The organism is Pueribacillus theae, from assembly GCF_003097615.1.
Taxonomy (GTDB): domain Bacteria; phylum Bacillota; class Bacilli; order Bacillales; family UBA6769; genus Pueribacillus; species Pueribacillus theae.
The window spans coordinates 39546-55475 of the sequence record NZ_QCZG01000018.1; the positions used below are offsets into that span (position 1 = coordinate 39546).

Here is a 15930-nt window from a genome sequence, read left to right on the forward strand (position 1 = left end):
TATCCCCCCAATCTAGCCAACTTCTTTTTCACCAATATAGGCCTTAATCACTTCTGGATTATTTTGGACTTCTTTTGGTGTTCCAAAGCCAATTAACTTGCCGAAATCCAACACAGCAATATGATTAGACAAGTTCATAACTACCCCTAAATCATGCTCAATTAATACGACTGTCATCCTTTTTATCTCATGCATATCGATAATAAATTGGGCCATGACTTCCTTTTCTGCATTGTTCATCCCGGCCATCGGCTCATCTAACAAGATTAATTCGGGCTCTAGCGCTAACGCCCTTCCAACTTCTACTCGCTTTTGTAAGCCATAGGGAAGAGTTCCGACAGGTGTATGCCGAATCTCTTGAAGTTCTAAAAAATCAATCACTTCTTCAACGGCTCTACGATGTTCAATTTCCTCCTTGGACGCTTTTCCAAAATAAAGTCCTCCGCTTATTGCACCTGAATTCATCAATGTGTGGCGTCCTAACTTTAAGTTATCGAGTACAGACATATGCTCAAATAGCGCAATATTTTGAAAGGCCCGGGCAATTCCAAGAGTCGTACGTTTAAAAGGTTTCATATTGAGTATTTCTTGTCCTTTAAATCGAATCGATCCGTTTGTCGGCCGGTATAAACCACTAATACAATTAAGCATACTCGTTTTGCCTGCGCCATTCGGGCCAATGAGAGAGAAAATTTCTCCTTTCTCAATTTGATAGCTTACATCACTTAATGCTTTAACTCCTCCAAATTGCAAAGATACATTTTCTATTTCTAGCAAAGCTCCCACTTACCGAAGACCCCCTTTTTCTTTTTATTTCAGCAATGTAAGCGCTATCTTGATTATAGGGATGAACAATAAGAGAGTCAACTAAATTTTTAGAATTTTTTAGTTGAAATGAGTATAATATGCAAAAAGAGCGGCACGATGCCGCTCTTTCTTATAAGCCATTAATATTCAATTATTGGCGTGGTGTCATTTGTTGTTGTGCTTGCTGAACTAATCGTTTTGTGATTTCTCCTCCAACCGAACCATTTGAACGGGAAGTAGAGTCAGCCCCCAAATTCACGCCAAATTCTCTTGCAATTTCATATTTCATTTGCTCTAGTGCCTGTTCAACACCAGGGACAAGCAATTGGTTTGAATTGTTATTAGCCAAGGATATCACCTCCTTGACTATATTTTTTGTAAAACCTGTTTAAACATACAAAAAAAGATGTGGGAATGCCCTCCAAGTTTGCCAACCACTTAATTTAAGTTAAAAAAGCTCTTCAAATTTTTGATCGCTCTTCACTTCTCTTGAAAAAGTAAATGTTTCTGTCCCGTTGACCGCATCTTCCACAAGCTTCTCGATATCAAGCGATTGTTCGAATGCCATGGCCCGGTCAAGCTTTGGTTTTGTTTTAGGCGCAGTTGGCAAAAAAATCGTGCAGCAATCTTCATATGGACGAATGGAAATTTCGTACGTATCAATTTTATGCGCAATGTCCATAATCTCCACTTTATCCATTGAAATAAGCGGACGCAAAATCGGCATGTTCGTTACAGCGTTAATAGTGTGCATGCTTTCAATCGTTTGGCTTGCGACTTGTCCAAGGCTTTCGCCGGTCGCAATAGCAAGCGCTCCTCTTTTTCGAGCTAATTCTTCTGTCACTCGAAGCATCATGCGCCGCATTATTGTCATCGAATAGTTATCGGGCACATTTTTTTTGATCTCTTGCTGCGTGACTGTAAAAGGGACAATATGAAGCTGAATTTTTCCCCCATATTGGCAAAGTTTTTGGGTTAAATCTTCTACTTTTTTCTTCGCTCTTTCACTTGTGAATGGCGGGCTATGGAAATGGACGGCTTCAAGCCTGACGCCCCGCTTCATCGCAAGATAGCCAGCTACCGGACTGTCGATCCCTCCAGAAAGCATCAGCATCACCTTGCCTGCGCTTCCGACCGGAAGGCCTCCTGCCCCCTTTATTTGGATGCAGCTAATATATGTGCCGTCACCTTTCACTTCAACACGCAAATCAATGTCAGGATGATGCACATCAACTGTAAGACTATCCGTATTTCTAAGCAAGTGGGCTCCGATCAATTGATTTAATGCTTGTGAATCAATTGGAAAATTTTTATTCCGCCTTCTTGCCGATACTTTAAATGTCTTTTTTCCATGGCTTGCTTTTTGCAGCGCAGCAAGCGAAGCTTCTTTAATGGCTTCAATGCCATTTTCCGCTTTTATCGCGACGCTTAATGACTGAATGCCGAACACTTTTTTTAGTCTATCGACAATCGGCTCATAATTTTCTCCGTTTAACAAAATATACAGCCGATCAAATGCTCTTTTGAGCCGGGCGTTTGGATAATCCTTTAATAGCGGTTTAATATTCCTTCGCAGCTGTTCTTCAAAACTGCGCCGATTTTTCCCCTTTAGCGCAATTTCCCCGTATCTAATTAAAATGTGATCGTATTCCATATAATTCATCCTATCCATTTTCTTTGCTCATGAATGATGTTGCGCAGCACGATTAAGAACTGCTCCGCCTGTTCTTTATCTGTTTCAAAGGAGAAACTGATTCGAATCGCTGTTTTCGCACTTTCTTCCCCTGCCCCAATCGCCAGAATAACATGGCTTGCTTCACTTTGTTTTGATGAACAGGCTGATTTCGTTGAAACATAAATTCCTTTTTCAGAAAGCGCGTGAATAAGCACTTCCGGCTTACATCCGGGGACAGAGAAATTAATGATATGCGGTGCTGAATGTTCTTTTGGGGTATTCAAGATAATCCCTTTTATTTTTTCCAGCTCTTCCATTGTGTATCCTTTTAAAGCCTCGAGCTCGAGGATGCCTTCTGAAGCTTTTTCGTAACAAAGCCGCATTGCTTTCGCAAGAGATACGATGCCAGCTACATTTTCCGTTCCGGAACGGTAGCCTTTTTCTTGGCCTCCCCCGTGAAAAAGCGGAGAAAGACGCACCCCTTCTCTTACGGTTAATACACCCGTTCCTTTTACACCATGAAGCTTATGCCCAGAGATGGTACAAAGATCGATGTTCGCTTTCCGAATGGACAACGGCACCTTCGAAGCGCCTTGAACATGGTCTACATGAAAAAGAACTTTTGGATAACGTTTAATAAGTTCGCCAATTTCTTCGATATTTTGGACTGTTCCAATTTCATTGTTCACATGAATGATTGATACGAAAATCGTATCTTCACGAATCGCATTTTTTAGATCTTCCAAAGAAACGAGGCCTTGGCTATTGACAGGCAAGTATGTCACATCGAAGCCTGTCTCCTCTAAATATTTGAACGCTTCCATGCTTGCAGGATGTTCGATTGTTGTTGTAATGACATGCTTTCCTCGATTTTTGTACGCCGTTGTGGCACCTTTTATCGCAAGATTGTTGCCTTCGGTTCCGCCAGAAGTAAATACAATTTCCCCGGGGCTGGCATCAAGAAGCTTCCCAATCTGTTCTCTTGCTTTTTCAATTAATTCTTCTGCTTCCATCCCTTTGCTGTGGAGTGAGGATGGATTGCCAAAATAATTTTCAGATACCGCCAAAAAGGTATTTAACACTTCTTTATACGGCTTTGTCGTTGCACTGTTATCTAAATAAATCATGCGAAAAACCCTCTTTTACATTCCAAATAAGTGTTTAAAGTAAGAAGTTTGGCTAACAGTATCACTTCCAATGATAACGTCGAACTGACTGGCAGAGCCAGGACTTATCAAACACTCTCACTAATCATTATTATATTGAAGCACATTCCCCAATCCATTGTAAAGAAAAGAAAAACACCCGGATCTCCGAGTGTTATCCTGTTAGTTTACAGAAACTTCCGTTTCAAGTTCTATATTCTCGATATTTAATTTTTCCAATGCATCCGGATCGATTTTTTCGATTTCCCTTGCAGCGATTTCCAATGCCGCTTCATAGTTAAAATGGCGAAATGCCGCTTCGGCTTCGTTTAATGCTTTAGCAACTGCATCATATTGGCTCCGATAACGATTTCCATACTGTATGAGTTTCTCGCTTAAAAGCGCGGTTTCCACCAGCTCTTCCGTGCTTTTCAAACAGTGCCCAACACTTTCAAGCGCTTTTTTTAACGCGTAATTGATTGCCGGAATGTCAAGTGGTTTTTCATTTAATTTTTCTTCTACTTCGCCGATTTTGGCTTCCGATTCTTCAACCATTTGTAAATAACTTTCAGGAATGCCGGGCAAATTATATCGTTGAATGAGCTTTCTTGCGTTGATTAATTGTTTTGCCAATGATTCAATCGCCGCTTTCGCCTCAAGCTCATCTTTTCTTAAATTGCTAAGCATTTCGGCATAATTGGCACTCGCTTGCTTCAATTCGAGTAGTTTTGCTTTTATCTCTTCAACCATTTCATGAATAGAAGAATATGTCTGTTCCTTTTTTTCAATTGCTTCTTCGATAAGCAGAAATCTTGCGTATAATTGTTCGACCCGCTTTTCAAGGGCTCCTTGAGATTTTAAATCTTTCTCATCAATACGATAGCTCTCTGCAACGACTTGGACTTCTTCTTTTAAAAATTCGACATCTTTCATAATCACTTCAAATTCGTTCTTTAGTTTTTCTTTTTCTTTCACAACAGAGTGCTTTGCTTCAACCTCGTTTTCAAGCAACTCATAGATGCCTTCAATGCTATCGCTAATCCCTTTAATTTTTTCAGGGACGTCCTTCACATGATTTTCTTCAACTTTTTGCAATTCCTCTTTAATTTGTTTGCGGATTCCTTCGAGCTCGTTTTTAATCGATTGCCGTTCTAGCATGTAGCCTTGCTTTTCCATATCTTCGATGCCTTTTTCAAGTTCATCGATTTTTTTGGGAAACTCGGCTATGAGTTGAATGCGAAGTTCTGGTAAAATTTCCATCCTTTCTTTCGTCTCATCCATATGCTGCTTTGTCGAGAGTAGGATCGTGCGTGCTTTAGGGTAGTTTCCTTCATCATTTGCTTCTTCATATTGCTTAAAGCCTTCGTCAATTTTTTGAAATGATTGTTCTAATAAAGGAGCGGCTTTACCGAAACTTGAGTAATGAGTGAGGAGAAATTGCTTCCCATGCTTATATTCTTCATATAGCGACACGATCTCACTTTTATTTTTTTCTTCACTATTTACCCAATCATTCACTTCTTCGAGCAATTCTTCAATTCGTTCATCGATCTGATTTAGCTCATCATCGATGCCTTTAAGAATTTCCTTTGCTTTTCGATAGCGATATTTATCTGATGCTTCTTCCGCCTCAAAAAGTTTTTCCTCCAAATCAGGAAGCTTTACAGTGACGATGTGATCCCATTCTTTCCGCCAATATTCGAATTTCTTCTCAGTTTCGCCTACCATATTTAGACCTTTTACTTTTGCAATCTCATCTTGAACAGGCCGGTTTAAAATTTCGATTTTCCGTATGCCAAGGCGATCAACCTCGTTGTAAATCTTTTTGCGAATGATTGCCCCGATAATAATAAAACAGGCAAGCAGTAACACAGCCCCGATAATATAACCCACTGGAAGCACCCTTTCTTTCCACGTACAGCTTTACATTCTATACTTTATTAAACGTAACTTTTTTTCACATAATCTTGCTTTTATGATACCATGTAACCAATCATTTGAGTATGTGTTTTCTACATATTTTGTCAAATTTCCGTTTTTCTTTTAATAAAGCAGCACATCATATAGATAGGGTGATTTTCTTGTTGGTTTACGATGGGCATGTCCATACCCCGTTTTGCCCACACGGTACGGCAGATCCTTTTGAAGAATATATCGAAAAAGCGATTTCACTTGGGCTGAAAGGCATGACGTTTACCGAACATGCGCCCCTTCCTTATGGTTTTACAGACCCGACACCTGAACAAGACAGCGGCATGAAGAGCGAAGAATTGTTGCCTTATTTTGAAACACTGAAACAGTTACAATCAAAATATAAACATCAGATAACAATTAATATTGGGCTGGAAGTGGACTACATTGAGGAATTTGAAAGAGAAACGCGGGAACTCCTTGATGAGTGGGGCGATTATTTGGATGATGCCATTCTTTCGGTTCATTTTTTAAAAAATAACGAAAAATATTTTTGCTTAGATTTCAGTCCAGAAATGTTCGAAGAATTGGCAGAGGAAGCGGGAAGCATTTCGAAAGTGTATGAAGCGTATTATAAAACAGTAGAAAAAGCTATTTTGTCTGATCTTGGTGTAAACAAGCCGAAAAGAATTGGCCACTTAACGCTTATCCGTAAGTTTCAAAAAAAATTTCCTGTTGAAAAGACTTACGAAGAAACCGTTGTACACTTGCTCGATTTAATGAAACGAAAGCATTATGAACTTGATTACAATGGAGCCGGCTTTTCAAAACCGCTTTGCAAAGAACCTTACCCTCCGGCATGGGTGATCAATGAAGCGGTAAAACGAAACATCCCTTTGATCTATGGTTCTGATGCCCATAGCGTCAAAGGGATGGCTCAAGGTTTTCAACAATTATATTTAGCAAACGCGACAACTTCCCCATCGCTGCTCAAGGGGTAGCTCGAAAATGGATGACTTCTGCAGTCTGTTGTGCTTGAAGTACTTCTTTTCTGCAGAAGCGCTCATCAATCCAATCGAGCACCCTCATTCCGTACCGTTTCGCAAAATAATGTTCAGATGGCGACATATTGAAAATTTCCTGCAAATATTGTGGATTCATAAAAGGCATCATAATCATGCCCTTCAATTGAACAATTGTTAAATCGACAGCTTGCTTTTTGAATTCTCCCATTTTGAAACCTTTGTCGAACAGCTTTTGCCAATAAAACTTTTCTTTACGTAAATAAATTGTCATGATTTCCCGGGTCAATGTTGTATCAAGCGTTGTCTCTCTATAGACAAATCTTGCCAAATGATTGTTTTCCTGTTGATAAACGAGCAAATCCCAAATCGCTTTATGGAGACAGTGGCGAAGCGGCAAGGAGTCACTCAATTTATAGGCGGTCTCAAGCTTTTCCAAGTATCCTTCAAAAAACGAGCCCATCAAACTCTCAAGCAGTCCTTGTTTTCCATCAAAATAGTAGGAGATAAGAGCAGGATTTACTTTTGCTTTCTTTGCAATTTCTCTCACCGAAGTGCCACTAAACCCTTTCGTAGTGAAAAGTGAAACGGCTGCGCTACATATTTTCTGCCTAGTCTTTTGTTCCTCCATCTTTCACCCACCTCACTTTTAAAGCTTGTCCTTTTCTTCTATTTTCCACCTTTTCGGCAAAAATTCCCACAAAAATCGTCCGACAATTTACACAATTTTTTCTACAAATTTTGCGGTTCTTGACTATAGCGCGAAAACTCTCTATACTAGAGTTTGTGTAAAATAAGACAGCCAGCGTAAACGTCATCTGTCTTCATTTTATTTCTCATTCTTATAGGTGTTCAATAAGGAGGACAACGAGAGGCAAGAAGATCGAGGAAGCGCAGCTTTGAGCAGCGGAGCGTATGCCGTTAATACGTGAGCAGCGGAAAAGCAAGCTGACGAAGAGATTCGCGGCCTATCGTACCGGACTTTTTGAACATTCTATTCTTGCGGCTGCGAATGAGTGAGGTGCATCGCGTAGCTTCCAGCTGTCGAAGTGAAGGTGTGTGAAAATAAAATGGGCAAATGTCGAGATTACGGACACTGTTTCTGTTTTATGCAAGAAAACATGTGAATAGGAGGAGCTATCTATGGCTCGTTATACAGGACCTACTTGGAAACTTTCCCGCAGACTCGGTATTTCTTTAAGCGGTACAGGAAAGGAGCTTCAAAAACGCCCTTACCCTCCTGGCCAGCACGGTCCAAACCAAAGAAAAAAACTTTCTGAGTATGGACTTCAATTGCAAGAGAAGCAAAAGCTTCGTCATATGTACGGATTGAATGAACGCCAATTCCGCCGCATTTTTGACGATGCAGGCAAAATGAAAGGCGTTCACGGTGAGAACTTCATGATTCTTCTTGAATCACGCCTTGATAATATTGTGTATCGTTTAGGACTTGCGCGTACCCGCCGTCAAGCACGCCAGCTTGTCAATCATGGCCATATTTTAGTTGACGGACAGCGCGTCGATATTCCTTCATATCGTCTAAAACCTGGTCAAACGATTGGTGTTCGCGAAAAATCCCGCAATCTTGATATTATTAAAGAAGCGGTGGAAGCAACGAATTATACACCTGATTATTTAACGTTTGACAGTGAAAAATTAGAAGGTACATTCAGCCGTTACCCAGAGCGTTCTGAGCTTCCTGCTGAAATTACAGAAGCGTTTATCGTTGAGTTCTACTCACGTTAAGTTTTATACTTTGCGAAGTGTAGTATTAAAAGCCTTAGGAACCTTGTTAAATCAGGGTTTCAAGGCTTTTTTCACTTTTTAAGAAATGCAATATAATGCATCTAAACTCGCATTTATTACATAAAACATCACTTTCATTTCGTGAGTTATTTGATACTTCTATCCATCTGGTTATTGTTCACAAACGATCCGCTTAACCCATCACCTGACGATGAGATCATCGTCTGCAACTGTAGTGTGGAATCGTATTGCTTGATGACATCAATCCCTTCTTCCGTCTTAGGGGGTTGAAAAGATCGGTGAAAGGATTGAATTACGGGAATGGGAACATGTCTATCCCTTTTGGCATTTCTTTCAATGGCCGTTTGTAGTGGACAATCGACCCAGTGCAGAATCACAATGGCCTGATGATTTTTCGCTAATCTTATCCATTTTTTTCGTGTTTTGACTGTTAAATTTGTGGCGTCAAAAATAACACTGTTTCCCTGTCCGAGGTGATAATCCATCATCCGTTCCGCTACGTTAATTACAAAACGATCCTGCGTAACGACAGATTCATCTCCCAATAAGAATTGACGAATGGCATCTGTGGATATGACATATCCGGATAAATATTGGGTTAAGGTTGATTTGCCGCTTCCCGGAATTCCACATAACATATGAAGTTGCATAGGTCACCACCAAGTTATAATCTTTACATGATAGGATGGACACACACTTGATTTTTTATAAAAACACCACAGGCAATGAAGTTTTTTCGGATCGATACAAATATACATGTCCATTTTCATCTTTTATGAACTAACTCACCGACCGTATTTTCTCGAATTTCTATTTTAAAGTATAATTCACATTATAAACTTACAGGAGTGAAAAAATTGGATTCACATTCAAACGACAATTGGAACGCCGATTTATACGATGAAAAACATGCTTTTGTTTCAAATTTCGGAAACGATCTCGTTAAGCTATTAAATCCCAGGAAAGGCGAAAAAATCCTTGATATCGGCTGTGGTACGGGAGATCTGGCAAAACGATTATCCGATTGTGGATCAGATGTCATCGGTATCGATCAATCGGAAAATATGGTGTCGCAAGCTAAAGAAAAATATCCAAATCTCACATTTATTGTTCAAGATGTGGCCGATATGAGTTACGACTACGAATTTGATGCAGTTTTTTCCAACGCTACCCTTCATTGGGTAAAGCAATCAAAGCAGGCACTGCGCTGTATTTTCAAGAGTTTGAAGCAAGGCGGACGATTTATAGCGGAGTTCGGCGGCAAAGGAAATGTGCAAATCATAGCAGATGAGGTGATAAAACAAATCAAAAAGTCAGGTTTCAAATGGAATGAAGAACAATTTCCCTGGTATTTTCCGAGCATCGGAGAGTACACATCTTTAATGGAAGAAACAGGATTTAGAGTTACGTTTGCACAACATTTTGATCGACCAACGCTTTTGGATGGGGATGAAGGATTAAGGAACTGGATCGAAATGTTTTGCAGTGGGATGTTTGAAGGGATTGATCATAAAAGCAAAGATAACATTGTTTTAAACGTTGAAGGTGAAGTAAAAAGCCGTTTATACAAAGATGGGCAGTGGATGGCGGATTATAAAAGAATTCGGGTTATTGGCGTGAAAGAATAATGGCATCAAAAAAATAGGAAGTCCCAGAATTCAACTGTCTGGACTTCCTTTTTTCGTCTATTCAACAGCAGAAGAAATTTATAATTTTTTTCTTACTGGATATATTATCGTTAGGAGGTGGAAAGACGTGAAAAAGGAAAAAGAAGAGATCAATGAAAAAATAAACGTTGAGCTGGGCGGCATGGGCTTATTTGGTACAACATCCAATGTCGAAGTTGCAGGTTACCAGGCTTCTGGCGACATCGAAAATGCCGGCAGGTTAGATAAAGGTTTTAAAAGAGCAGAAGGTGCAAAAGCTTCAGCTAAAGAAGAAAAGGATTAACCTAAAAAAGAAATGAGGCTTTCCTATGGCTTATAAAGGAAAAAACCAATATAAGGTCAGAACTGGTGAATATGATAATAAAACAGGCGGCCTAGATTTTGGCTATGAATATACAACAGGAAACAGAACAAGCCAAAACCCTAAAACAAAGAAAAAACCAGAAAAAAAGAGTGAATGAGCACCCTGCCGAGGTGCTTTTTTGATGGGCTGCAACAACAACCTTTGCTTAGAAATAGTATGGGAAAAATTTTAAATATCTTTCAACGAAATCACTTCACCATTCGACGCATTAACGCCATATTGGCAGTCAATTTCCCCGCATAATCTGTATTTGTCCTGATTAAAGTCATAAACATAAACCGGTTTTAACTCGATCAATGATTTAATTTTTTCATATGCATCGTCTTTATTTAATGAAATTTCCTCTGGTTCCTCATAGTCTTGAAATATTTCCAAAAACTCACGGTTATCCATATAATTTATTGGTTGTAATGTTGTTCTATCTAGAAATACAAGCAGTTTTCGTTGAAACACGCGCATGTCTGATTTGATTCGCTTTAATGTTGCGAGAATGAATCCTTTATCACGACGCAATGTTTTAAGAATCCATTTTCCACAGTCCTTTGGAAACACTTGGCGTAAAAATTTTTCAACCGCATCAACGCATTGCTCCTGCTCCATTTTACTGATTGGAAGCGAGTCTGGATGCGGCTCGCTTGAAAATGCCTGCTCAAGAGTCACTTCTTCATCTAAGCTGATTTCTTTTCGTTCAAAAGGTTTCTGAATCGGTGTATTCCAATGAAGAATCTTGCCTATTTCAAGACGTGCTCTTTCAGCTACAATGGTCTCATATGGAATAGTGGATGTTTTATCATTAGTGACGTAAATTTCTTCGATACCATATAAAGGAATAAACTGCTTCCGTTCATCTGATGGAAATTCAAAGAGTTTGAATTGATCTTTTGCCAGTTTTTCTACATCTTCAAGTTGAAGTGAAAAATGACTTCTTGCTACTTTATCTTTGGATGGAAATTGGCCAATAACAGAAAAATGGGTGAGCTTACCTTCCGCATCAAATTCGATTTCTATTGACCCAGAAGGTGAAACCGCAACGCCATCAATACATTCCCTGAAACAATATTCTCCTACTTCCTCTTTTACCAATTGAAATTGATTTCCATACTTTAACCCTGTTTCATTTTCAATCCAATGAATGATGTCATTTTTATTATAGTTTTTGAATGTATTCTTATTTGTATAAGACTTATCCCCAACAAAAATAACGCTTTTAAATTGACGAGTATTGATAGTAATATCAATGGCTGCGGTGCCATCTGGATTCAAATCTTCATCCTCTTGTTCAGTGATGTGATTTGGAAACCATTCCATACTTAGAGTGTAAATTGTCTCATTAAAAATATTTACATCCCGACAGAGCTCGTATGTGTGTAAATAGTAATTGCCTAAGCCAAATTTTGTTTTCGTAAAATCAATTAATTCTTTAATTCTTGTATCCATCGGTCACACTCCTAAGTTACTAAGAATAGAATCGGAACAGCAGGTGGCAGATTAAGATGATTTTACATTTTCAGCAAGTTCAACAAAAACCTCTTTAAGCTTTTCATTTCAAAATAAAAAAGGTGCCCTCTCGGCATTAAAACGGGCACCAAATCAAATGTAAATTATATTATATAGGAAAAATAAAAGAAACGTACAGAGTGGCTTTCATCCCCCTTTTGGTTATGTCCTATTTTTTAAAGTTAATAATAGAAAAAGACCCCTCTCAATCCTTGCATTTTCGTATTGTCTTCTACTTTTCCTTCAATAATCTCCGGAGTACTTTACCTGAGCTAGTTGCAGGCAGGCTGTCCAAAAATTCAACTTCCCTCGGATATTTGTAGGCAGCCATTTTTTCTTTCGACCATTCAATAATATCTCTTTCAGTAATTTTTCCTTTATATTCTGGTTTTAAGACAACGAATGCTTTCACGCTTTCGCCTCGCACAGGATCAGGGATGCCCGCGGCCGCCACTTGCAATATGGCTTCATGATCATTCATAAGTGCTTCCACATCTTCCGGAAAAACGCTATAGCCTGAGCATTTTATCATTTCTTTCACGCGTCCAATAAAATAGACATATCCATCTTCATCAATTTTCCCGATGTCGCCAGTAAAAACCCAGCCATCCTTTAAAGTTTCTGCTGTCGCGTCCGGCCGATTTAAATATCCTTTAAAAACACCGGGATTTTTGACGGCAATTTCTCCTTGTTCCCCAGGAGGCAGATCTTGTCCAGTTTCTACGTCTATAATCCGTATGTCCGTATCATAGGTGGCGATGCCGCACGTTCCAAATCGGATTTTATCGATCGGCATAAATGTATCGCACGTATGGGTTTCGCTCAGTCCGTATGCTGTTTCGTAAAGAAGACAGCCGTTAGTCAACTTTTTCCAGCTCTCGGCCAGTTTCTCATCAACTGGAATGCCAAAACTTGTTGAGAAATTTAATTCAAGCGATGTTAAATCACGCTTTTCAATACCAGGATCATTCAATATCGCTACATTCATCGGTGCAACGGTATACATTTTGTTGATTCGGTATTTTTCAATAGCAGAAATTGCCGCTTCAGGCTCAAACCTTGTTAGCAGCACACATTCGCATGCACTGTAAACAGGAATATTAACGCCCATTACCATTCCCGCTATGTGGCAAAGAGGAGCCACAGCCAATGTTGTATCTTCATCATTCAACTGATAGGCTTGAGTGGTTGCAGCCGTTTTAAACAGCGCGTTCCCATACGTAAGCATAGCGGCTTTTGGCCTCCCTGTTGTGCCTGAAGTGAATACCATTAAGCCAACATCATCCCAAATATTAATTTTTTCTGTTTCATTGATTGGTTCAGTCATTTGAATTACTTTCAACAAGTCGAAAGCGTTTTCAAAATACTGTTTCTTCATTTTTAATTCTTCTGGAATTGGCAACGCGACATCCTGAGTCAAATAGTCAGCATAATTCGTTGTAATAATAAATTCCAATGATGAGGTGTTCTTTTTCGCTCCAATTAATAAGCTGTGCAACTCCTCGCCAGCAACAACAGCCTTGATTTCAGCTTCATTAATAAAATATTCCAGCTCCGATTCCTTATACATTGGATTTAACGGTACGACTGTCGCACCCAACATTTGTATAGCATAATGTCCAATCAAATATTGCGGGCAATTTTGCATAAATAAAGCGATGCAATCGCCTTTTTTCACACCTTGATTTTTAAAAAATTGAGCAAGTCTGATCGTGTCGTTATGCAACTGTCGCCATGTTATATGATTTCCGTAATAAACATAGGCTGTTTTATTTGGATGTTCTTTCGCATTTTGGATTAAATATTCATGGAGCGGTTTTTCACCAAGTCGATAAGTTAGTGTCTTTGGTACTCCATTTGGCCAGCTTTTTTTCAAGATTGTCTGCAATGTTATTCCCTCCCAGATGAATATTTCTTACCTTAATTATATTTTATGTTTTCACTGAAATCTATCTTTTTCGAATTTGGGTAAAACGCAAAAAATCAAAATACGTTAACTTCATCGTCAACAAGTATTAAACCAGTATATCCAATGGCTGCAGTGAATTCATCTCCCAGTTAGCCATCATCACCACCGGAATATTGTTCAGCTAAATAAATTCCCACTAAATCGAAAGTCATTATATCCTGTTTTATTTAATAACTATTGTATTACCTTTTTTATCTCATCTAAAGATTGCGGATTGTCCATTGAACTCAGATTGCCAGGATCTGTATTTAAGTAGGCGCTTCGGATCGCACGGCGCATAATTTTTTCATTTTTGGTTTTAGGGAGATCAGGCACAGCGTAAATGTGCTTTGGACGCAAAGCTTTCCCCAACCGTTTAGATACCATCTCCATGAGTTCCTCCAATAGGGCATCTGTCGCTCGATATCCCTGATTGAGTACAACAAAACAGACGGGCACTTCTCCTTTCAGGGTGTCAGGTACGCCAATCACTGCTGATTCAAGAATAGCGGGATGATCAATAATGATAGACTCCACTTCTGCCGGCCCCAAACGCTTTCCGGCTACATTTAATGTGTCGTCAGAACGACCGATAATCGTCCAGAAACCTTCTTCATCTTGAATGACAGCATCGCCATGAACCCATGTATCCTTCCAGACATTCCAGTAGGTTTCTTCATACCGTTCCGGATCTTGCCAAAAGCCATCGGTGATTCCAAGCCAAGTCTGTCTTAGAACTAGCTCCCCTATTTCGTTCACTACGGGCTCACCGGCTGAGTTGTAGACTTGTGCATCCATCCCGAGCGCTCGAGCATTAAAATTAGCTGGTGCGATTGGCTTAAGGGGAGTGTTTGTTAAGATAATACCACCGATTTCCGTTCCACCAGAAAAATTGATAATAGGCATTTTTTTGTTTAGAACTTTTTCATACAACCAGTTCCACGGGTCCGGATTCCAAGGCTCACCTGTGGACACGACAGATTTTAAACTTGAAATATCATGCTTTTTCACAGGTTCCTCACCATATTGCATTAGGGAGCGAATCAATGTTGGAGCAATACCAAGGGATGTAATCTGATGGCGTTCTACCAATTCCCATAAACGATCAACGTTAGGGCGAGTCGGTGAACCTTCGTATAATAACATCGTTGATGCGCTCAACAGACTACCAAAGACATGGGAAGGCCCCATGATCCAGCCCATATCCGTGATCCATAATTTGACGCCGCCAAGCTGCCGATCACCCGTACCAAAAGCCCCTTTCACTGTATAGGGGCCGTGATTATGAACCGTTCCTTTCGGGCGACCCGTCGTCCCCGATGTATACACCACCATGAAAGGTTCCATGCTATCCATTGGCTCGGCTTCAAATTCCTCGATTCCGCTTTCTACTTCCATCCACACGAGATCTCTACCTTCCGTCCAAGGAATCTCTCGATCCATTCTCTTCACGACGACTACTTTTTCCACACAGGAAACCATTGAAAGGGCTTGATCAACTTCTTCTTTCACCGGAATAATTCTACCTGAGCGTAAAAATCCGTCTACGGTTATCAACATTTTTGCTTGGGCACTATCGATTCTTTTAGCAATGGGATCTGCCCCAAAACCTGAAAAATTTGGTACAAAAATGGCTCCTAGTTTAATAATAGCGAGAACGGCAACAACCACTTCGGGGATCATAGGCATATGGATGGCCACTCGATCCCCTTTAGAAATACCTTGTTGTTTCAGTCCATTGGCAACTTGATTTACCCAGTTATTTAATTCAGCATACGTATATTTCTCAACCTCGTAATCCTCTCGCTCCCAAATAATGGCGGGACGTTGAGCGATTTCCGGTTGTTGCAGCCACCGCTCCAAGCAATTGTAGGCTAGATTCAATTTCCCGCCGACAAACCAAGAGGGCCATGCGTTCCCTTTACTAAGATCCAACACTTGATGATAAGGCTGAAACCATTCAATATTGGCCCGCTTCTCCGCTTCTTTCCAAAACCACGGGATATCCTGAATCGAAGCTTCATACAATTCATCATAGCTTTCAAACCCTAGCTCTTTGATCCAGCTATAAAGCCCTGATTCTTTCATTGTTTCTTCGGTTGGAAACCACACAGCTTTTGTACTCAT

The 15930-nt window shown here is 39.9% G+C and carries 15 protein-coding genes; 5 read left to right on the forward strand and 10 right to left on the reverse strand.

Features of this window, described 5'->3' with window-relative positions; all coding sequences use genetic code 11:
• Nucleotides 1-12: 12 nt before the first annotated feature.
• The 5 genes from DCC39_RS09920 to ezrA all read right to left on the reverse strand — a co-directional run bounded on the left by DCC39_RS09920 (nucleotide 13) and on the right by ezrA (nucleotide 5520).
• Nucleotides 13-786 carry an ABC transporter ATP-binding protein gene (locus tag DCC39_RS09920; RefSeq protein ID WP_116554740.1) on the reverse strand — a complete coding sequence of 258 codons (774 nt, stop codon included), beginning with the start codon at nucleotides 784-786 and terminating at the stop codon, nucleotides 13-15.
• 172 nt (nucleotides 787-958) lie between these two features.
• Nucleotides 959-1156 carry an alpha/beta-type small acid-soluble spore protein gene (locus DCC39_RS09925; RefSeq protein ID WP_116554741.1) on the reverse strand — a complete coding sequence of 66 codons (198 nt, stop codon included), beginning with the start codon at nucleotides 1154-1156 and terminating at the stop codon, nucleotides 959-961.
• A gap of 99 nt (nucleotides 1157-1255) precedes the next feature.
• A complete protein-coding gene (gene thiI / locus DCC39_RS09930) occupies nucleotides 1256-2461 on the reverse strand; it encodes a tRNA uracil 4-sulfurtransferase ThiI (RefSeq protein ID WP_116554742.1) in 1206 nt (401 codons plus the stop codon).
• Between the two features lie 5 nt (nucleotides 2462-2466).
• On the reverse strand, nucleotides 2467-3609 hold the full coding sequence (locus DCC39_RS09935) for a cysteine desulfurase family protein (protein ID WP_116554743.1): 1143 nt from the start codon (nucleotides 3607-3609) through the stop codon (nucleotides 2467-2469).
• Nucleotides 3610-3810: 201 nt separating this feature from the next.
• On the reverse strand, nucleotides 3811-5520 hold the full coding sequence (gene ezrA / locus DCC39_RS09940) for a septation ring formation regulator EzrA (protein ID WP_165820829.1): 1710 nt from the start codon (nucleotides 5518-5520) through the stop codon (nucleotides 3811-3813).
• A gap of 191 nt (nucleotides 5521-5711) precedes the next feature.
• Between ezrA and hisJ the strand changes: the two genes are divergently transcribed.
• Complete coding sequence (gene hisJ / locus DCC39_RS09945) at nucleotides 5712-6539, forward strand: histidinol-phosphatase HisJ (RefSeq protein WP_116554745.1); 828 nt, start codon at nucleotides 5712-5714, stop codon at nucleotides 6537-6539.
• Here the strand turns inward: hisJ and refZ are convergent.
• A complete protein-coding gene (refZ, locus tag DCC39_RS09950; protein WP_116554746.1) occupies nucleotides 6529-7191 on the reverse strand; it encodes a forespore capture DNA-binding protein RefZ in 663 nt (220 codons plus the stop codon). The two genes, hisJ and refZ, sit on opposite strands and share 11 nt — an antisense overlap.
• A 512-nt stretch (nucleotides 7192-7703) precedes the next feature.
• Between refZ and rpsD the strand changes: the two genes are divergently transcribed.
• Entirely contained in the window at nucleotides 7704-8306 is a 603-nt protein-coding gene (rpsD, locus tag DCC39_RS09955; RefSeq protein WP_116554747.1) for a 30S ribosomal protein S4, read from the forward strand.
• A gap of 146 nt (nucleotides 8307-8452) precedes the next feature.
• Here the strand turns inward: rpsD and DCC39_RS09960 are convergent, their stop codons facing one another.
• Entirely contained in the window at nucleotides 8453-8977 is a 525-nt protein-coding gene (locus DCC39_RS09960; RefSeq protein WP_116554748.1) for an ATP-binding protein, read from the reverse strand.
• A 207-nt stretch (nucleotides 8978-9184) separates the two neighbouring features.
• Here DCC39_RS09960 and DCC39_RS09965 point away from each other — a divergent pair, with 207 nt between their 5' ends.
• The 3 genes from DCC39_RS09965 (at nucleotide 9185) to DCC39_RS19105 (ending at nucleotide 10455) form a co-directional block, all read left to right on the forward strand.
• Nucleotides 9185-9955, forward strand: coding sequence for a class I SAM-dependent methyltransferase (locus DCC39_RS09965; protein ID WP_116554749.1), 771 nt, complete (start codon nucleotides 9185-9187; stop codon nucleotides 9953-9955).
• Nucleotides 9956-10082: 127 nt separating this feature from the next.
• A complete protein-coding gene (locus tag DCC39_RS09970) occupies nucleotides 10083-10277 on the forward strand; it encodes a hypothetical protein (RefSeq protein WP_116554750.1) in 195 nt (64 codons plus the stop codon).
• A 25-nt stretch (nucleotides 10278-10302) separates the two neighbouring features.
• Nucleotides 10303-10455: a hypothetical protein gene (locus DCC39_RS19105; RefSeq protein WP_165820830.1), complete on the forward strand. Its 153-nt coding sequence runs from the start codon at nucleotides 10303-10305 to the stop codon at nucleotides 10453-10455.
• 71 nt (nucleotides 10456-10526) lie between these two features.
• On the opposite strand, the gene DCC39_RS09975 is transcribed toward DCC39_RS19105, so the two are convergent.
• The 3 genes from DCC39_RS09975 to DCC39_RS09985 all read right to left on the reverse strand — a co-directional run bounded on the left by DCC39_RS09975 (nucleotide 10527) and on the right by DCC39_RS09985 (nucleotide 15930).
• Nucleotides 10527-11795, reverse strand: coding sequence for a hypothetical protein (locus DCC39_RS09975; protein WP_116554751.1), 1269 nt, complete (start codon nucleotides 11793-11795; stop codon nucleotides 10527-10529).
• A gap of 292 nt (nucleotides 11796-12087) precedes the next feature.
• Nucleotides 12088-13743, reverse strand: a complete 1656-nt coding sequence (locus DCC39_RS09980; protein ID WP_116554752.1) for an AMP-binding protein — start codon at nucleotides 13741-13743, stop codon at nucleotides 12088-12090.
• 255 nt (nucleotides 13744-13998) lie between these two features.
• Nucleotides 13999-15930, reverse strand: a complete 1932-nt coding sequence (locus tag DCC39_RS09985) for an AMP-binding protein (RefSeq protein WP_116554753.1) — start codon at nucleotides 15928-15930, stop codon at nucleotides 13999-14001.